The following is an 18,393-nucleotide window of genomic DNA, read 5'->3' on the forward strand; positions in this document are numbered from 1 at the left end:
TCGCCGGGCAACCGCAGTTTAGCGGCAGCACGGCTTTTCGTCAGATTTTGGCGACCCACAGCAAGATGCCAACGACCTCGCCTGTTCAGCCAGCCATCGATCACGCGGCTTGCAGCTCGCCGGACGGGGTGAGAGTTCGACGTGAACCTCGCCATTGACCACGGCCGGCATGGATGCTTGATGAAGTTGCATGGGAGCAATGCCGTCGCTGACCTCAAAGGTCAGTTTTGCGCTCATGTCGAGTGATAGGTGTTCCGTCACCTTGCGGATGATCGCAGTGAACCTTCCCGACGGCATGTGGGTCCGTTCGCCCTCTTCAACATCCCACAGCTGAATGAAAATTTCGGTCCAGGATTCCGGATTGGCACCGCAGTCCAGTGCGGAAAACGCTCCGGCCTTAACCTCGGTGACGTGATAGCCGGGTTTCACCGCCCGCCCGTCATAGCTGAACACCAGTGGCATATCCTTGTGATCTCCGAGGAAGTCGAGAAGGACACCGATACCGATATCATCAGCGATGATTTTTACAGGCTGCTCAAATTCGAGGTTGTCAGGGGTAAGCATCTACGTTATTCCTCATTTTGACATTTTTAGGATTGTTGAAATATGGAAGAACGTCAAGCTCTCATTGCCTTCGGAGCAATGTCCCAGGAAACCCGGCTCCGGATCATCAGACTTCTCGTGAAAGCAGGCCCGGACGGAATGGCTGCCGGCAACATCGCCGACGCAGCTGGTGTCTCGGCGTCCAACGTTTCGTTCCATCTCAAGGAACTGGAACGTGGTGGTCTTGTTGCAGCCCGGCGTGAGGCTCGATCGATCGTCTACACAGCCGAGTACCAAGCTCTGAGCGGTCTGATCCGATTCCTCATGGAGGATTGCTGCGCTGGAAACCCTGCCATTTGCGCTCCTGCCCTCGTTCCGTCCTGCTGCGAACCCGCGGATACGGTGCAATGAGCGTCAATGTCGAACCGATCGCGCCTGACGCTCAGGATTTCGTTGCCGCACTCGAGGCAGAGCAATTGCCGATCGACGATCTGGGCGAAAACGGCCGCCTGTTCTTCCGCTTCACGCAGAACGGCATGCCTGTAGGTTTCGGTGGTTTCGAAGCACTTGGAGAGCACGTGCTTCTCCGTTCAATCGTTGTTTTCCCGCAATTTCGCGGTCAGGGGATCGGCCATCTCATTGTCGAAAGCTTGCTGGAGCATGCCGCCTCGCTTGGCGCGAAAAATGCCTATCTGCTGACAACATCTGCCGCCGACTTCTTCGAAGCTATCGGATTCAAGCAAATCGGACGCGATGGAGTTCCGCCAGAAATACTCTCAACACGGCAGGCATCGTCACTTTGCCCGTCAACTGCCACCTTCCTGACCCGCCCGGTTTCGAACCGAGCCGCCATTCCCCAGGCCTCCAGCACCACGGAGATCATCCGATGACCGACCGCATCTACAATGTCCTGTTCCTATGCACCGGAAACTCGGCCCGGTCGATCCTCGCCGAAAGCATCCTGCGCCAGGAGGGGGCTGGGCGCTTCAATTCATTCTCTGCAGGTAGCCAGCCCAAGGGCACGGTGAACCCCTTCGCACTGAAGGTTTTGGAAGCCCTCGATTACCCCTCCGATGGTTTCCGTTCGAAAGCCTGGGACGAGTTCGCGGCGGCTGGTGCGCCCGAAATGGATTTCGTCTTCACCGTCTGTGATGATGCAGCCGGCGAAGCCTGCCCGGTCTGGCCGGGACAACCGATGACTGCGCACTGGGGCATCGAGGATCCTTCCAATGTCGAGGGCACCGATATCGAGAAGGAGCGCGCCTTCAGCACCGCTGCCCGCTTCATGAAGAACCGGATTATGGCGTTCCTCAGCCTGCCGCATGCTTCCATCGACCGGATGGCGCTCGACCATCACCTGAAAGCCATTGGTCGTCTTGACGGTTCAAGCTCAAAGACCACGGACGCTGCCTGATCATGTCGACATTTGAACGCTACCTGACCCTCTGGGTCGCCCTGTGCATTATCGTGGGCATTGCGCTCGGCCACCTTATGCCGGGGGTATTTCAGGCAATCGGTGGTGCCGAAATCGCCAAGGTCAACATCCCTGTCGCTGTCCTGATCTGGCTGATGATCATCCCTATGCTGTTGAAGATAGACTTCGCAGCCCTGGGCGAAGTCGGCCGTCACTGGCGTGGCATCGGCGTGACGCTGTTCATCAACTGGGCAGTCAAACCGTTCTCGATGGCACTGCTTGGCTGGCTCTTCATCGGCTGGCTGTTCCGGCCCTATCTGCCGGAAGCCCAGATCGACTCCTACATCGCCGGGCTGATCATTCTGGCGGCTGCCCCCTGCACCGCCATGGTCTTCGTCTGGTCGAACCTGACCAAGGGCGAGCCGCATTTCACCCTATCTCAGGTCGCACTCAATGACGCGATCATGATGGTCGCCTTCGCCCCGATCGTCGGCCTGCTGCTTGGCCTTTCGGCCATCACCGTGCCGTGGGATACGCTCGTCCTGTCGGTCGTCCTCTACATCGTCATCCCCATCATCATCGCACAGCTGATGCGGCGCAGCCTGCTCGCATCAGGCGGACAAAAAGCCCTCGACCGCCTCTTGCGAACCTTGCAGCCGCTATCGCTCATCGCGCTTCTGGCAACCCTGGTTTTGCTGTTCGGCTTTCAGGGAGAACAGATTATTTCGCAGCCCACGATCATCGCTCTGCTGGCCGTTCCGATCCTGATCCAGGTCTACTTCAACTCCGGGCTGGCTTACCTGCTCAACCGCATTTCTGGCGAACAGCATTGCGTTGCAGGACCGTCCGCGCTGATCGGTGCATCGAACTTCTTCGAGCTGGCCGTGGCCGCTGCCATCAGCCTGTTCGGCTTCAGCTCTGGTGCCGCACTCGCCACCGTCGTCGGCGTCTTGGTCGAAGTCCCAGTGATGCTCTCGGTCGTCTGGATCGTGAACCGCAGCAAGGACTGGTACGAGCGCGGCTCGGCCGTCACTGCAACCAGGGAAGCCGAGAGGACCGCATGATGGACGTCACAATCTATCACAATCCCGATTGCGGCACGTCCCGCAACACGCTGGCGCTCATCCGCAATGCGGGCATCGAACCGACTGTCATCGAATACCTGAAAACGCCACCGACGCGCGCCGTTCTCAAGGACCTGATCAGCAAGTCTGGTCTCACGGTTCGCGAGGCGATCCGGGAAAAAGGAACGCCCTACGCGGACCTCGGCCTCGATGACCCAACGCTGTCCGATGACAACCTGCTCGACGCCATGCTGGAACACCCCATCCTGATCAACCGTCCGTTCGTGGTGACGCCATGGGGTGTGCGGCTCAGCCGTCCATCCGAGATCGTGCTCGAAATTCTTCCCGTGCCTCAGAAGGGACCCTTCGCCAAGGAGGACGGCGAATTACTGATCGATGCTGAAGGAAATCGAATTGCCTGACCTGCCCAACATTGTGGAAGAAGCGCTTCAGCTTCCTGATCCCGCCCGGCTGTCCAAGCCATTCTCAACCCATAAGCCGCGCATTCTGCTGCTTTATGGTTCGCTGCGCGCCCGCTCCTACAGCCGCTTCCTGGCACTGGAGGCAGCGCGGCTGCTTGAACATTTCGGGGCCGAACCTCGCATCTTCGATCCGACCGGCCTTCCCCTACCCGACGGCGCGCCGACAGACCATCCAAAGGTGCAGGAATTGCGCGAACTGTCACTCTGGTCAGAGGGCCAGGTCTGGTGCAGCCCGGAGCGTCATGGGGCCATGAGCGGCGTCATGAAATCCCAGATCGACTGGATCCCTCTTGCCGTCGGCTCGGTTCGTCCGACGCAGGGGCGCACGCTTGCAGTCATGCAGGTGTCCGGAGGATCGCAGAGCTTCAACGCAGTCAACCAGATGCGGATTTTGGGCCGCTGGATGCGCATGATTACCATTCCCAACCAGTCGAGTGTCGCAAAAGCGTATCAAGAGTTCGATGAAGCGGGGCGAATGAAGCCGTCCTCTTATTACGACCGCGTCGTCGACGTCATGGAGGAACTCGTGAAGTTCACGCTGCTGACCCGGGATGTTTCCGGTTACCTCACCGACCGCTACAGCGAGCGCAAGGAAGATGCCGAGAAACTGGAGGCAAGGGTCAAGCTCAAGGCTATCTAGGATACGGCACCCGGCACCGGTACAAAGGACCGCAGCACATCGATCAAGTGCGGGACGCGTGCTGCGCGATCCCTCACTTTTGCCATCAATTTCAACAATTCCGGAAGAACCGAATATGGCCTCGGCAGTTTCAGTTGAGCATCGTCGCAGCGCCATCATCTGGGGATTGGGCCTGACCCAGATCATCGGTTACGGCACACTCTACTACAGCTTCTCCATCCTTGCTCCGGAAATGGCCCGCGATTTCGACTGGTCTCAGAAATGGGTGTTCGGGGTGTTTTCTGCTTCCCTGCTTGTCGGCGGGCTCGCGTCACCCTTCATCGGCCGCTGGATGGACCGTTACGGGGCTGGGCAGATGATGGCGCTCGGATCCATCGGTGCAGCACTTGCCCTCCTGCTGTGCGCCTTTGCGCCAGAGCGGCTGACGTTCATTGCGGGAATGGTCGCGATCAAGATGGCGTCGACCTTCGTCCTCTACAATGCGGCATTCGCCCTTCTGGTCCAGATCACACCGCAAACGGCGCAACGAAGCATCACCCATCTCACGCTGATTGCTGGTTTTGCCTCGACACTGTTCTGGCCGATTACCTCCCGGCTCCACGAACATCTGACATGGCGCGAAATCTATCTCGTCTTTGCGGGCGTCAACCTCTTCGTCTGTTTTCCGATCCATTGGTGGTTGGCGCTAACGATGAAGGCGATCAAAGTGCGTGAGGCTTCAGCCCGAACGTCAGCTGTTACCGCGGTCGTTGGGAGCATTTCGACCGAGAACCGTTCAAGAGCATTCATTTTGATGGCCGTCGGCTTCGCACTCCAAGGATTTGTGCTTTCAGCCCTGCTGATTCATATGGTGCCGCTCCTGACCGCTGTGGGAATGGGCGCAAGTGCGGTTTTGGTCGGAACGGTATTCGGTCCTTCCCAGGTCTTCAGCCGCTTCATCAACATGCTGTTCGGAAAGGCCCTATCGCCGCTGGTTCTGGCGGTCATCGCGGCCGCTTTTCTGGTCCTGGGCCTGTGCGTATTGCTGACCACTGCGCCATGGATATCCGGCGGCATCGCTTTCGCCATACTCTTCGGCCTCGGCTCGGGTCTGATGAGCATCGTTCAGGGGTCATTACCGCTGCACCTGTTCGGCTCAGACGGTTATGGAGCGATGCTGGGACGAATCTCCGCAGTCCGTCTCATCGCCTCGGCGCTGGCCCCGTTTCTGTTCTCATTCCTGATGGCTCACATCGGAACATGGTCCGCGCTTTCCGTCGCAATCGTGGTCGGCATTGCCGCAGCCATGGCTTTTGTCAGCATAGGCTGGGGCCGTCAGACACCGGAATTGGCGCAGGAAACATAGACCGACGCCCTCGAAATCGACCTTGTACTGCAGGTAGGGTATCTGCAGCTTCAGGCCGCGGGGATTTCCCGATATCGGCAGAGCTGTGATCTCGAGCGCCTGGCTACGCTCGACCGGAAACTTCCGGTTTCTGAAACGATGAGCGAAGGTTTCCTTACAAGAGCGCTACTGTACAACGACGGAGGCAGTGAAGGTGTAGCCAACGCCATAGACGACCTTGATCGGTACCGCCAGATTGATTTGTTCCTCCAGTTTGCGGCGTAGCCGACTGACGACGGCATCGAGATGCCGGTTGTCGAAGTTCGCTCTGGGACGGGCAACGGTTTCTATAAGATCCTCGCGCTGGCAGATCTCTCCACAGTTGCTGCACAGCACACTCATAAAGGCGAACTCGGTTGCGGTCAGTTTGAGCGAACGGTGATTGGGCGCGATCAGCATCCAGTTCGTGCCGTCAAGCACCCACTGATCATTGTTGCCGTTCGCAGAACCAGGCAGCTCTCCCGTCCGTCGCAGCAAGCTGCGAATCGCGGCTTCGATCTCACGCAGTGTGCTGTGCTTGACCAAGTAGATGTCGGCGCCGCTTTCAAAGCCACGGATACGGTCTGCGCTTTCGCCAAGTGCTGTCAGCATGATGATGCCGCAGGCACGTGACTTGCGGATTTCGGCTGCCAGCTCGAATCCATTCCCATCGGGCAGCCCGACATCCAGGATGATGACAGCAGGCGCACTGCCGTCCGCGAGCGCCTGACGCAATTCCCGCGCTGTGGCTACACCTTCAGCCGTAAAGCCTGTCAGCTCCAGGAAATCAGCCAGATCCTTACGCAGCCGGGGCTCGTCCTCAACGATCAGAATATGCGTCATGCCGTCAGTTCCTCCAGCGAAGATTGATCTGTCGCTTCGCTTGACAGAGGCAGTTTCACGATCGCCGTCATGCCCTGGCCGTCGTTGGCCAGCAACTGCAGCTTGCCGCCATGATAGACGAGCAGCTTTCGTGAAGAGTAGAGGCCGAGGCCGGTTCCGGTTCCGGCCATCGTATTGGAGGCCCGGAAGAAGCGCCTGCCGATCTTGTGACGCTCGGCCTGCGGAATGCCCATGCCATGATCACGGACTTGGACGACCACATTTCGACCTTCCCTACGCACATCGATATCGACCGGCTTGTTCTCTGGCGAATATTTGAGCGCGTTGTCGATGAGGTTGATAAGGACGGTCGCCAGCATTTCGGGATCGGCGAAAAGCGAAACGGCATCGTCTTCGACGGTGAAGATCAGGCGCTCACCGCGTTCGGTCATCTCGAAATGCAGTCGCACATCCGCGATCAGGGAATCGACGCGTATCGTCTCCGGCCGGAACCCGCTGTCGCGATCATTGGCCATGAAACGGTCGATCAGGGAAAACAGGCGATTGAGCGCCTCGCCAATTCCGACGATGCGTTCCTTGGTCGCTTCTGGTGACCTGTTCCCGACAAGGCCGATCATGTCGACAGCGTTGCGGATAATGGCGAGCGGGGTGCGGAACTCGTGACTGACGACGCGCATGAAGTCCGCCTGCTCATCGCGAAGCGCGCGTTCGGCCTCAAGGCTTGCGTTCAATCGGCTTTCCAGCCGCCGTCGTTCCTGCACCTCTCGCGACAAGGCAGCGTTCTTCTCACGCAGGTCGGCGGAGAGCCGGGAACTGACCATGAAGAGCAGGCAGGCGAAAAATGCGATCAGGAACAGCGTGCCTTGCAGCAGATACCAGGCGTTGCGGTCGGCCAGAATCGGGCCGCTCTGAAAATCGGCAGGCAGCAGATATTCGATGACGCTCTGGATGATGCTGGCGGCCATATACTCGGCGAGTATTCCAATTGTTATCCAGCGCAGAAGCGTCGGCTGCGTGCGGTCTCGCATCAGCCCGAGGCACATCACCGACATGATCATGACGGTAAAGAAAGTCGACGTGTGGATACGGATCGCTATGTTAGCCGGGTCGACTGCAACAGCGGCGCTCCAGGCAACGATCTGGAAAATGAGTAGCGAAACACCGATCCAGGTATAGCGCGGCTGTCCCAGAAAACGGGCCAGGCCCTCGGCGAGCAGCACCAGCCCCAGCTTGATAACCGTATTGTGCAGGACGATAGCCAATGCGGCTGGTTCCGTGCCGCGAACGATCATCAAGAGAAGTCCGACAGCAATCGCGGCAAAACCTGCGGCAAGGAACTTGAGTTCGTAGAGATGTCGCCAAGCCTGCCAGACGAAAACCCAGGCGACCGCCTGCAGGCTTGCGGTTGCAAGAGTGACAACCAGAACGGTCTTGAGGTCAAGCATCCCTGAATGTTCGCACGGGGTCCCCCTGCCGCACCTCTTGCCGCTTTGAAGCTAAACCTTGCAGGAGTTGAGCGAGGAGGCAAGTGCGGCGCGCGCGCTGCAAGAATTGGTCAGAATTCAATAGAATTGATCGGTGGAATTGTCGGTCGCCATGACCTTATCGTGATCTGGATTTCGATGCGGCACTGACAAATCCCTCCGCGAGGCGATCTGGTTCGCCTGACGGAGTGTCAAGATTTGGAGAGGATTGTCCGGGCGATGCCGAGAGGGGCGTCGTGCGGGTGATCTTGCAACGCTCTCCGCCGCACGAAGTAGTGGTCGACCGCCCTGATGGTCGATCCATATCGGCGGGGGGTGAGCATGACGTTTCGCGGTGGACACCGGAACATCGTCACTGATGGCGGCAAGGCGTGTCCTGTCAGATCGCCATTGTCCCGGCTCGTGCTCTTCCTGGCGCTTCTGTTTTCCGGCCTCGGTTTTGCCGCATCGGCACAAGCGCAGACGGCCATCGTCACATGGGATGAACCGGTACCGGTCTCGGCCATTGGGGGGCCTAGCGGTATGTTGAGCAGCGGCGATGCCGTGGACGTCGGCACGATTGTCACGTTCAGGATCGATGTCCTCACCGGGATGACGTATCGCAGTCCGCCGAGCGGCTGCGACATCTCCCATGACGATGGGGACACGTGGCGCGCCACCATAACCGAGACATGCCACGTCACCATCCAAACCAGTATTATTACGATGTTCGCTACCGGGCCGACCGAGGTTGCGATCGGCGAAAACTACACGAACCCCATCTTTGTGAACGGTGGGGATAGCCCGTTCACCTTTACGCTGGTGTCAGGAGAACTGCCGGATGGCATCAGGCTTTCCGATGGCGGCACGTTGTCGGGCACGCCGAGAGAAGAAGGACGTTTCGACTTCACGGTTCGCGCGACAAATGAATACGGGCATTTCGGGACACAGTCCTTAACGCTGACGGTCTTTGGCGCGGGCTCCGCGCCAACGATTACCAACGTCTCGCCGTCCACAGGCCCGGCGGAGGGTGGCACCAGCGTGGTCATCACCGGCACGAACCTGACCGATGCGACGGCGGTGACTTTCGGCGGTGCCCCGGCGGCCAGCTTCGCGGTGATCACCGATACGGTGATCACCGCCATAACTGAAGCGCATGCGCAAGGCCCGGTCGACGTGGCGGTGACGACACCCAACGGCAGCGCCACTGCGGCAGGCGCGTTCACCTACGACGCTCCCGTGGTGCTGTCGCTGTCGATCGACGACGTCACCGTTGTCGAGGGCGATTCCGGCAGCACCTTTGTCACCTTCAACATAACGCTCGACCGGACCGTGCCGCAGTTCAGGGAGGTGACATTCGATATCGCCACGGCCGATGGTACAGCCACCGCAGGCGTCGACTACGTGGCTCTCAGCGGCACCGGCGTCAGCATCGGTCCGGGGTCTATCGGCGGGCCTGTCACGGTACAGATACTCGGCGACACACTCAGCGAACCGAACGAAACCTTCTTCGTGAACGTGACGAATGTCGTCGGAGCGACGGTGGTCGACGGCCAGGGAGTGGGGACGATCGTCGACAATGATACGTCGGCAGCACCAACGATCACCAGCATCTCGCCGACCAGCGGCCCGACGGCCGGCGGCACGAGTGTCGTTATCACCGGCACCAACTTGACCGGGGCGACGGCGGTGACTTTCGGCAGCACTGCGGTGATAAGCTTCACGGTCGACAGCGCTACGCAGATCACCGCCACGACATCGGCGCATGCGGCAGGCCCGGTCGACGTGGCTGTGACCACGCCCGGCGGCAGCGCTACCGCGGCAGGCGCGTTCACCTACGACGCTCCCGTGGTACCGCGGCTTTCGATCAATGACGCGTCAGCGGTCGAGAGCAACGGCAACGTCGCCTTTACCGTGTCGCTCGATTCCCCTGCCGGGCCAGGAGGGGTTACATTCGACGTCACCACGGCCGACGGTACGGCGATCGGCGGCGAGGATTATCACACCCACAGCGGGTCCGGTTACATACCGGCGGGCACCAATGTCTATTACCACTCCGTCGGAATGATTGACGATGCGCTTGACGAAGCGAATGAAACCTTCTTCCTCAACGTTTCCAATGTCGCTGGAGCGGTGATAGCAGACGGCGTAGGACAGGGAACCATCGTCAACGACGATACAGCCCCGACAATCACCGGCATCGCGCCGCCGAGCGGCCCCTCGGCCGGTGGCACTACGGTGACGATCACGGGAACAGACTTCACCGACGCGAGCGCCGTGAGCTTCGGCGGCACGGCGGCGTCCAGCTTCACGGTCGACAGCAACACGCAGATCACTGCCACGACACCGGCGCATGCGGAAGGCCCGGTCGATGTGGTGGTGCTCACGCCCAGCGGCGGCGATACCGCGACCGGCGCGTTCACCTACACCGCTCCCGTGCTTCCGTCGCTGTCGATCAGCGACGTCACCGTGTCCGAAGGCAACTCCGGCCAGACATGGGCCGTGTTCACCGTGTCGATCGACCAGGCGACCTCAACTGCGGTGACGATGGACATCGCCAGCGCTGATGGCACCGCCATCGCCGGCGACGACTATCTGACCAATGCCGTCAGCAGCGTAGGAATCTCGCCGGGGGTTACCAGCCGCCAGTTCGACGTCAGAATACTCGGCGATACTCTCAACGAACCGGATGAGACCTTCTTCGTGAACGTGACCAATGTCGTTGGCGCGACAGTGGTCAAGGGGCAGGGTGTGGGGACGATCGTCAACGACGATGTAGCCGCCCCGACGATCGCCAGCGTCGCACCCACCAGCGGCACGACCGAAGGCGGCACGAGCGTCGTCATCACCGGCACGGACCTGACCGGCGCGACAGCCGTGACGTTCGGCGGCACCGAGGCGACCAGCTTCACGGTCGACAGCGCCACGCAGATCACCGCGACGACACCAACGCATGCGGAAGGCGCGGTCGACGTGGTGGTGACCACGCCCGGCGGCAGCGCCACCGCGACGGGCGCGTTCACCTATGAAGTGCCTGCCTCGAACGACGCCAGTCTTTCAAACCTCTTGATCAGTGCAGGCACTCTGAACCCGGCCTTCGCTCCCGGCACCACCGGTTACACCGTGTCCGTTCCGAGCACCGTCAGTTCGCTAACCCTGACCCCTACGGCCGCGGATACCGGTGCGACGATCACCGTCAACGGCCAAAGCGTCACATCGGGATCGGCTTCATCGGGGATTTCACTCGCAACTGGCGACACAACCATCACGGTTGTCGTGACAGCACAGGACGGGACGACGACAAGAACCTACACGGTCACTGTCACACGCGCCGAACCAACGATCACCGTCGGCCCGAACGCGCTGCCGGGTGGATCGGTGGGCAGTGGCTATGGGCCGGTGACTTTGACGGCCAATGGCGGCACAGGGCCTTACAGTTTCGAGGTGACGGCCGGCAACCTGCCTGCAGGATTGTCGCTCAGCATCAGCGGAGAGTTCAATGGCACCCCAACCGTGGCCGGAAGCTTTACCTTCACCGTGACAGCTACCGACGACAACGGATTCACCGGCACCCGCGAGTACACGCTCGCCATCGACGCGCCAACGATCACGATCGCTCCAGACACACTACCGGGCGGATCGGCAGGCGTGGCCTATGAACCGGTCGCCATGACCGCCGATGGCGGCGAAGCACCCTACGCCTTCAGCGTGACGACCGGTGATCTGCCTGAGGGCCTGTCGCTCGCCACGACCGGCGAGATCAGCGGTACGCCGACCGAGGCCGGCAACTTCACCTTCACCGTAACGGCAACCGACGACAACAACTTCACCGGCACCCGGGAGTACACGCTGGCCGTCGATGCACCGACGATTTCGATCGCTCCAGACACACTGCCGGGCGGATCGGCAGGCGTGGCCTATGAACCGGTCGCTATGACCGCCGATGGCGGCGAAGCACCCTACGCCTTCACCGTGACGACCGGTGATCTGCCTGAGGGCCTGTCGCTCGCCACGACCGGCGAGCTCAGCGGCACGCCAACCGAGGCCGGCAACTTCACCTTCACGGTAACGGCAACCGACGACAACGACTTCACCGGCACCCGGGAGTATACGCTGGCCGTCGATGCGCCGACGATTTCGATCGATCCAGACGCGCTTGCGGACGGTGTGGCTGGCTCAGTCTATGGGCCGGTGGCCCTGTCCGCCGACGGTGGCACCGGGCCTTACGGTTTCAAGGTGACGGCTGGAGACCTACCCGCAGGATTGTCGCTCGCCACGACCGGCGAAATCACCGGCACACCGAACGAGACTGGCAGCTTCACCTTCACGGTAACAGCCACCGACGACAACGACTTCACCGGCACCCGAGAGTATACGTTGGCCATTGGCGCGCCGGCGATCACGATACATCCGGACTCGTTGGCAGACGGGACGGCCGGCTCGGCCTATGGGCCGGTGACACTGACCGCTGACGGCGGCAACGAGCCTTACAGTTACGAGGTGACAGCCGGCGACCTGCCAGCAGGATTGTCGCTCAATACTGGCGGTGAGTTCGCCGGCACCCCAACCGAGGCCGGAAGCTTCGCCTTCACCGTGACCGCAACCGACGACAACGGATTCACCGGGGCACGGCGACTCTCGCTTTCGATCGCCGCCCCTGAGATCGAAATATCGGTGCCGCCATTGGCTGATGGCAGGGTCAATTCAGTTTATGAAATGGTGCAACTGTCTGCCTCGGGAGGCACAGCGTCCTATGAGTTCGCCGTGACCGGGGGTAAACTGCCTAAGGGCATCGTCCTTGCGGCTGACGGCGCATTGTCCGGGACGCCAACGGAAGCCGGCGACTTCTCGGCCACAGTGACGGCCACCGATGGTCTCGGCTTCACCGGGACTGCCAATCTTTCAATTAAAATCAGAAACCTCAATGTCCCGGTCGCCCGGGACATGACATTGGAGGTCATGTCCGGAACCCGCGGCTCCATCGATCTCACGAAAGGAGCAACCAACGGCCCGTTCACCCGAGCCGATATCGCGGTCTATCCCGCGACCGAGGCAGGCAAGGCATCCATCAGGGGCGATCGCGCTGCCTATATGCTGGATTTCGCGGCTGCCGGCACCTTCGCGGGATCGGCAAGCCTGCAATACACGCTGTCGAACGCCGATGGGCGCTCGGCCCCAGCCACGGTGACACTCAACATCATCGCGCGACCCGATCCGTCGCAGGACCCCGAGGTAATTGGCCTTTTGACGGCCCAGGCAGAGGCAGCGAAGCGCTTCGCCAGGACGCAGACGGATAATTTCAACCGCCGCCTTGAGCAGCTTCACGACGAAGGCGAGCGCCGGCGCAATTCGATGAACGTCAATATCGGCCTTACGCAGCGCGATTCAGATCAGGCAGCCTATGCAGAAGAAGACGAACGCGATCCCGTCGCGGACGCCTTCCGCAGGATGGACGCCGGCAAGAAGGAAAGCGAGACGCCTGCTTCCGGTTCTGCCGACTACAATCCTCTCGGCAACTTCGCGGTCTGGTCGGGAGGCTATGTCAATTTTGCGGAAAGCGACAATGGAAGCATTGATCTCGACAGCACGCTGGTAGGCGTTTCCGGCGGCGTGGACTATCGCTTCACTCCCAAATTCGTGGGCGGCCTCGGCTTCGGTTACGGCCGTGACAAGACCGATGTCGGGGGCAACGGAACGGAAAGCCGTGGGCGAGCATGGTCCATGGCCGCCTATGGCAGCTACAAGCCGACGCCGGAGATATTCATTGACGGCTTGATCGGCTACGGCCTCATGGATTTCGACAGCCGCCGCTATGTCACGGCAACTGGAGATTTCGCCACGGGATCGCGCGGCGGGCAGCAGATCTTCGGTTCGCTGACGGCTGGATACGAATATCGTCAAGACCGCTGGCTGCTCTCGCCATATGGAAGACTGGAAGCCTCTCGCTCCAAACTCGACGCCTTTTCGGAGAGCGACGGCGGTATATGGGGGCTGACCTATGGCGACCAGACCATCGACACGCTTTCCGGTATCCTTGGGCTTCGGCTCGAATACGCGTTGTCTATGGACTGGGGCGTCTTCAAACCTCGTGCCAGGCTCGAATACACCCACGATTTCGAGGGATCGAGCCGCGCGAGCCTTGGCTACGCCGATATTGGCACGCTGCCGTATTCAATCGATATCGATCAGTTCTCCAGGGACCACCTGACAATCGGACTGGGCTTCGACGCACAGATCGGTGACGCCTGGAACCTCGGTTTCGACTACCAGACCGCCTATGGAAGCGGCGGGCAAAGTCAGGATCACACCTTCGCCATCAAGGTTGGATCCCGTTTCTGAGACTTCACCAAAATGAGATCAAAACAGCCAGACCGCGGAGATCTGCCGCCAACTTTGGAAAGATTGACGTCGGTTGCCGCATGCGTAAAAAATGATGATGCGTCTGGGCGGAGGGACAACCTCATGATGCATGAACAATGGCAAAAGCAAACAGGATCAATTCTCCGAGTCACGCTCTTGGCGATCCACAATATCAGACGCATTGTCAGTTTGCGTTGGAGCCTTCGGTGATCAAGTTGCTGGAAATGGCAACTGCCGCCGGATGGGATGCCGCGCAGGTTTCCTATGCAATCATGATGCTTGCTGCCACCAATCTGAAATCCTCGAACAACGTCCCGGATCAACCGTGAACTACGAGCAACGCTACGATTGGACTGGTGCGAGAACGCGCCGCCGCTAGCGCAGCGCTCAGAGTCATATTTACGGGACGTATCGATTAGTCGGGGCTCGAAGATCTATTGCCCCTTCTGGGTCAGGAAGAAACACCGGTCCTACAACCCTGACCTTGCGTTCGGGCTCGAGCGGACGGGCCGTCGTTTCAACACTCCCCTGTGTCTGGACAATCACGTCCCTTTCCTGGTCCCTTCCCAAGTCCGCCGATATTTTCGGATCAGCTACCGGATTCGGTTCCTCGACAGGAGCAGCGGTTGGACTGGTCGAGGACGTTGCCTCGTTCGATGGTGCGGGCTCGGCCACAGCTTCTGAAGCGCCCTGCCCGTTGCAGCTGCAGTTTGGCGGGCGAGCCAGGCTTTCTCGCCTGTACAGATATGCCGTGGGCATCTCGGAATAAGGCTTGCCATCGACGGCTGAAATCATGGCGGCGGACTCGTTGCGGATATCCGGCGCCTCCTCCCCCTCTTTAACCTCCTCGACCATTTGCGCATCGTTTTCCTGAAAGAAAACCTGCATCTCAGTGCCGGGACACATAGCCTGGCAATTCCGAAGATCGCGCGAGAACTGACGCCGGGACGATGAAAAGGACATTGGGAAGTAATAACCGTCGCATGTCCGCACACAGACGGTCCGATATTCACCAGGGATGGATTTCATACTCTGCCGCGCGTTTGTCGGCTGCATTGTCCTGGCCTGCTGCGGCTTCGGTCGCGAGGTCGAGCGTTGAACTGGCCTGATCTTGCGCTGCTCGCGAGGCTCCATGGCGCGATTGAGCTTCTGATCGGTGAGGTAGTTACCCCGATCCGAGTCAGCCACCAGGATTATACGGAAACGTTCACTGCCATTTAAACCAGCCGCAAATTGACGGACGGCGCGCATGTCGGCCAAAGCCGGCGCAACCGCAAGGCAGAAATATGCAACAATCCCGAGTGTAATTCCGTTCGTTACGGCCCGCATCTGCCCTCCGAAACGTATTTCTCAGCAAAGCCATATGCTAACATATGTTAGTTTTTAGTTTCCTATGTCAACCGATCGTGTCATCTTTGCCACGCGGCGGACCTGAAAGGGAGCGCCATTGGCCGGCGTGGTCCCCCTCATCCTCCCCGATTGCGCCGGCCTCTCATCGGAGCAACTCGGTCTCCGGCAACGTAATGCCGTGACGGAGACTTGGCTCTGCTGGTCCGGGATAGATTTTGGAATCCAGCGCTGAAGAGACGCAATTTCGCTGGACGATGACGCAAAAAATCGCCGCCCGCGTCCCGCTGGCCTCAACCGACGAAATCAACGAATTCCGGCTGAAACACGTGGCCGTCCCTATGCACCCGGATGGCGGCATGTTCGCGCAAATGGGCAGGAACCAGCAACATATCCTCTGCAACGCACTCGGACAGCAGGGCGTGGCGCGTCGTCCACGCCAGGCCGGCGTCCGAACACAGCGAACTCGAAACTTCGGGCAGGCGAAGCTGGAAGGGACTGTGCAATGCGTCTGAACAGAGAATGGCCTTCTTCCCCTCTCGCTCGACCCTGAGCCCCACCATGCCCGGCGAATGTCCCGGCAGAGGCACGAGCGTCAGTCCCGGGCAGATCTCATGATGCGGTTGAACCCAATCGACCATTCTGCCCGGAAGCGGAACCACACTATCCGCATAATATGAGGGCGGCTCGGCTTGAGCGCGCATATGGTCGCGCTCAATGCTGGGGATGAGATAGCGCGCATTCGGGAACGTAGGCTGCCAGGTGCCGTCCATCCATTGCGTATTCCAGCCGACATGATCGACATGGATATGGGTGCAGACAACCAGATCAACCGTCTCCGGCGCAACACCGTGTTCGCCAAGGCTATCGAGAAAACCAGTATTCTTTCGCCCGTGCCATTCCGGACGATGCCGCGGCTTTTCTTCGCCGATGCCCGTATCGACGATAATGGTCAGGCCATCCACTTTGACAATGAAGCTTTGAATCGCAAGCCGGACGACACCGTTCGAAAAGTCCAGATACGATGGTTCCAGCCAGCTCTGCTCTCCAGCAAGAGAAGCGAGATCCAGTTCCGGAAACAGAAAGTCGACACGCGGCTCGAACTCCTGCTCGAGGACCGAGACAATCCGGCAATCGCCAATCTGGAGCATCTTTGCACGACCGATTCTGAGTGCGGTTTCACACCGCATCCGTTGATTTTATGAGATGCAGCGGCCGCCGGGCATAGCGCAAAACGGACGGGAACGATGGCTCCCGTCCGCAGTTTTTACGATGGATCAGGGCCGTTTCATTTTGCAGTCGGCGCTGACCGGAAGCGACGTTTCTTCAGCACTCAGGACCTTGACCGGCTCAAACCCCATATCGGTATCATCGACCTTGTCGCGAGCGTTCTTCGAAACTTTGGTGATGACCAGTGGCAGCTGGATCTGATGGTCCTCGGCACGCATCGAAAGCTTGCCGTGGGGCCAGTCGACCTGCACGGTTTCCAGAGACTTGGCGAGGTCGTTGACCGCGACCTTGTCCGCCTTTGGCAGCGCGGTAATCGCAGCGCCCAGCATGCTCAGCGTCTGAACGCTGTTGTTCATGTAGGCGACAGGGTCACGTCCGGCAGCTGCTTTGAATGCAGCACGATATTTCTCGCCGGCTTCGCCGCTTGCTTCGGCGTTGAACAGTTGTGCGCTGTGGCTATCAAGAGCAGACGCGCCTGCGGCGGCCAAGTTTCCAGGCTCGTCAAGGAAGGTGCTCGCAAAACGCGCCTTCAGTCCAGAGGCCGATGCCGCCTGGAGGATGAGCCGCAGATCGCTTCCGCTGCTGGCCGTAAAGATCGTGTCGGGCGCGGTGGCGCGAACTTTCTCGATGAACGGCGAAAAGTCCTTGATCTTGAAGACGTCGTGGCGCGTCTGGCCGACCAACTTGTAGCCGTAGGTCTCGGCATTCTGCCCGACCGCCGCCTCCATCTCGCGGCCCATCGTGTAATCGGGCTGGAGGGAATAGACCTTTTCACCCAGCGACCCTTCGTCCTTCATGACCTTTGCCAAAGCGTTCTGCCGGATGAAGGGTGTTGTCGTGAAGTGGAAGGAATAGAAGTCGCAATCGGAGCCGATGAAGTTCGATCCTTCCGAGCCGACGATGAGCAGCATGGCCGGATCGTCCGGATTGCGCTGGTTCCAGCGGCGGATGTCCGCCAGGTTCTGCGCAGCCAAAGGCGAAGTTCCCGCACCGATGAAGACGCGCGCACCGTCGGCAATCGCCTGCTTGAAGCGATCGGCAGCACCCTGCGTCGTTCCGGAATCGTCATAGACGCTAATGTCCAGCGTGTTGCCGGTTTCGCCGGCGGCTTCGTTGAACGGTTTCTGGACGAAGCCGATCGTGGGATCGTACATGGCGCCGATAAAGGCCAGCGGCCCGGTCTTCGGCGTCAGGAAGGCGACTTTCACGGGTTCTGCAGCGGCTGTGCCTAGAGCAATGGCCGATACCGCCGCGGAGATCGCAAGGCGCAATAATTTCATTGGTTTCCTCCACTTGGTCAAACAAGCTGGGCCGGCCGAGCCGCTATCTCAGCCAGCATCCACCGTCAGCTTGTCCTCAACTTCGCAGACCGGTATCAGCTCGGGCGAAAGCTATGCAGGGCATATCTATATGTCAATAGACTATCTTTTAGCTTTAAAGCAGTTGAGACGGCATCTTCAGCCCGTCTCAGATAGACCGTTCGCCGCATCCGAATGGTCCGACAGCCCGGCAAGGACGTCGATCGATTGCAGGGCACGGTCGGATGGAATAGCGTCGAGGTTGCATCTTGAGTGGACTCTCCGGGACACCCACATTATGCGCTGGGACCTGAAACGACATCGAATCTCGGAGCAATGAGATGAA

15 protein-coding genes are annotated in these 18,393 nt (G+C 59.8%); 9 read left to right on the forward strand and 6 right to left on the reverse strand.

Annotated features, from left to right (window positions below):
• Positions 1-18: 18 nt before the first annotated feature.
• Positions 19-564 (reverse strand): DUF6428 family protein, encoded by a 546-nt coding sequence (locus tag WBQ96_RS13345; protein WP_336550928.1) that lies wholly within the window; start codon positions 562-564, stop codon positions 19-21.
• A gap of 42 nt (positions 565-606) precedes the next feature.
• Here WBQ96_RS13345 and WBQ96_RS13350 point away from each other — a divergent pair, with 42 nt between their 5' ends.
• From WBQ96_RS13350 to arsK, 7 genes are all read left to right on the forward strand, one after another.
• Positions 607-954 carry an ArsR/SmtB family transcription factor gene (locus tag WBQ96_RS13350; RefSeq protein ID WP_336550926.1) on the forward strand — a complete coding sequence of 116 codons (348 nt, stop codon included), beginning with the start codon at positions 607-609 and terminating at the stop codon, positions 952-954.
• Entirely contained in the window at positions 951-1,433 is a 483-nt protein-coding gene (gene arsN2, locus WBQ96_RS13355; protein ID WP_336550924.1) for an arsenic resistance N-acetyltransferase ArsN2, read from the forward strand. The genes WBQ96_RS13350 and arsN2 overlap by 4 nt, the downstream gene beginning before the upstream one ends.
• A complete protein-coding gene (locus WBQ96_RS13360) occupies positions 1,430-1,957 on the forward strand; it encodes an arsenate reductase ArsC (RefSeq protein ID WP_336550923.1) in 528 nt (175 codons plus the stop codon). Before arsN2 ends, WBQ96_RS13360 begins: the two co-directional genes overlap by 4 nt.
• A gap of 2 nt (positions 1,958-1,959) precedes the next feature.
• Positions 1,960-3,021, forward strand: coding sequence for an ACR3 family arsenite efflux transporter (arsB, locus tag WBQ96_RS13365; RefSeq protein WP_336550921.1), 1,062 nt, complete (start codon positions 1,960-1,962; stop codon positions 3,019-3,021).
• Positions 3,021-3,443 carry an arsenate reductase (glutaredoxin) gene (gene arsC, locus WBQ96_RS13370; RefSeq protein WP_336551013.1) on the forward strand — a complete coding sequence of 141 codons (423 nt, stop codon included), beginning with the start codon at positions 3,021-3,023 and terminating at the stop codon, positions 3,441-3,443. The genes arsB and arsC overlap by 1 nt, the downstream gene beginning before the upstream one ends.
• Complete coding sequence (gene arsH, locus WBQ96_RS13375) at positions 3,418-4,143, forward strand: arsenical resistance protein ArsH (RefSeq protein ID WP_336550919.1); 726 nt, start codon at positions 3,418-3,420, stop codon at positions 4,141-4,143. Before arsC ends, arsH begins: the two co-directional genes overlap by 26 nt.
• 115 nt (positions 4,144-4,258) lie before the next feature.
• Positions 4,259-5,488: an arsenite efflux MFS transporter ArsK gene (arsK, locus tag WBQ96_RS13380; RefSeq protein WP_336550917.1), complete on the forward strand. Its 1,230-nt coding sequence runs from the start codon at positions 4,259-4,261 to the stop codon at positions 5,486-5,488.
• A gap of 165 nt (positions 5,489-5,653) precedes the next feature.
• On the opposite strand, the gene WBQ96_RS13385 is transcribed toward arsK, so the two are convergent.
• Positions 5,654-6,349 (reverse strand): response regulator transcription factor, encoded by a 696-nt coding sequence (locus WBQ96_RS13385; RefSeq protein ID WP_165113442.1) that lies wholly within the window; start codon positions 6,347-6,349, stop codon positions 5,654-5,656.
• The gene (locus WBQ96_RS13390; RefSeq protein ID WP_336550915.1) at positions 6,346-7,794 is read right to left on the reverse strand and encodes a sensor histidine kinase; all 1,449 of its coding nucleotides are present in this window, start codon (positions 7,792-7,794) and stop codon (positions 6,346-6,348) included. Before WBQ96_RS13390 ends, WBQ96_RS13385 begins: the two co-directional genes overlap by 4 nt.
• 360 nt (positions 7,795-8,154) lie before the next feature.
• Here WBQ96_RS13390 and WBQ96_RS13395 point away from each other — a divergent pair, with 360 nt between their 5' ends.
• Positions 8,155-14,151: a putative Ig domain-containing protein gene (locus tag WBQ96_RS13395; protein ID WP_336550913.1), complete on the forward strand. Its 5,997-nt coding sequence runs from the start codon at positions 8,155-8,157 to the stop codon at positions 14,149-14,151.
• Positions 14,152-14,288: 137 nt separating this feature from the next.
• The gene (locus WBQ96_RS13400) at positions 14,289-14,501 is read left to right on the forward strand and encodes a hypothetical protein (RefSeq protein WP_336550911.1); all 213 of its coding nucleotides are present in this window, start codon (positions 14,289-14,291) and stop codon (positions 14,499-14,501) included.
• 70 nt (positions 14,502-14,571) lie between these two features.
• Here WBQ96_RS13400 and WBQ96_RS13405 read toward each other — a convergent pair whose 3' ends face one another.
• The 3 genes from WBQ96_RS13405 to WBQ96_RS13415 form a co-directional block, all read right to left on the reverse strand.
• A complete protein-coding gene (locus WBQ96_RS13405; RefSeq protein WP_336550909.1) occupies positions 14,572-15,501 on the reverse strand; it encodes a DUF2865 domain-containing protein in 930 nt (309 codons plus the stop codon).
• A gap of 311 nt (positions 15,502-15,812) precedes the next feature.
• Positions 15,813-16,670 carry an MBL fold metallo-hydrolase gene (locus WBQ96_RS13410; RefSeq protein ID WP_336550908.1) on the reverse strand — a complete coding sequence of 286 codons (858 nt, stop codon included), beginning with the start codon at positions 16,668-16,670 and terminating at the stop codon, positions 15,813-15,815.
• 126 nt (positions 16,671-16,796) lie between these two features.
• Positions 16,797-18,029 (reverse strand): ABC transporter substrate-binding protein, encoded by a 1,233-nt coding sequence (locus tag WBQ96_RS13415; protein WP_336550906.1) that lies wholly within the window; start codon positions 18,027-18,029, stop codon positions 16,797-16,799.
• Positions 18,030-18,393: the final 364 nt, after the last annotated feature.

Origin of the sequence: Mesorhizobium sp. CCNWLY176 (genome assembly GCF_037153935.1) — a bacterium.
In the GTDB taxonomy this organism is placed as follows: Bacteria; Pseudomonadota; Alphaproteobacteria; order Rhizobiales; family Rhizobiaceae; genus Mesorhizobium_M; species Mesorhizobium_M zhangyense.

Bases quoted from the DNA above. Each gene is read 5' to 3' on its own strand.
- WBQ96_RS13345 (WP_336550928.1), bottom strand. From the start codon at position 564: ATGCTTACCCCTGACAACCTCGAATTTGAGCAGCCTGTAAAAATCATC.
- WBQ96_RS13350 (WP_336550926.1), top strand. From the start codon at position 607: ATGGAAGAACGTCAAGCTCTCATTGCCTTCGGAGCAATGTCCCAGGAA.
- arsN2 (WP_336550924.1), top strand. From the start codon at position 951: ATGAGCGTCAATGTCGAACCGATCGCGCCTGACGCTCAGGATTTCGTT.
- WBQ96_RS13360 (WP_336550923.1), top strand. From the start codon at position 1,430: ATGACCGACCGCATCTACAATGTCCTGTTCCTATGCACCGGAAACTCG.
- arsB (WP_336550921.1), top strand. From the start codon at position 1,960: ATGTCGACATTTGAACGCTACCTGACCCTCTGGGTCGCCCTGTGCATT.
- arsC (WP_336551013.1), top strand. From the start codon at position 3,021: ATGGACGTCACAATCTATCACAATCCCGATTGCGGCACGTCCCGCAAC.
- arsH (WP_336550919.1), top strand. From the start codon at position 3,418: ATGCTGAAGGAAATCGAATTGCCTGACCTGCCCAACATTGTGGAAGAA.
- arsK (WP_336550917.1), top strand. From the start codon at position 4,259: ATGGCCTCGGCAGTTTCAGTTGAGCATCGTCGCAGCGCCATCATCTGG.
- WBQ96_RS13385 (WP_165113442.1), bottom strand. From the start codon at position 6,349: ATGACGCATATTCTGATCGTTGAGGACGAGCCCCGGCTGCGTAAGGAT.
- WBQ96_RS13390 (WP_336550915.1), bottom strand. From the start codon at position 7,794: ATGCTTGACCTCAAGACCGTTCTGGTTGTCACTCTTGCAACCGCAAGC.
- WBQ96_RS13395 (WP_336550913.1), top strand. From the start codon at position 8,155: ATGACGTTTCGCGGTGGACACCGGAACATCGTCACTGATGGCGGCAAG.
- WBQ96_RS13400 (WP_336550911.1), top strand. From the start codon at position 14,289: ATGGCAAAAGCAAACAGGATCAATTCTCCGAGTCACGCTCTTGGCGAT.
- WBQ96_RS13405 (WP_336550909.1), bottom strand. From the start codon at position 15,501: ATGCGGGCCGTAACGAACGGAATTACACTCGGGATTGTTGCATATTTC.
- WBQ96_RS13410 (WP_336550908.1), bottom strand. From the start codon at position 16,670: ATGCTCCAGATTGGCGATTGCCGGATTGTCTCGGTCCTCGAGCAGGAG.
- WBQ96_RS13415 (WP_336550906.1), bottom strand. From the start codon at position 18,029: ATGAAATTATTGCGCCTTGCGATCTCCGCGGCGGTATCGGCCATTGCT.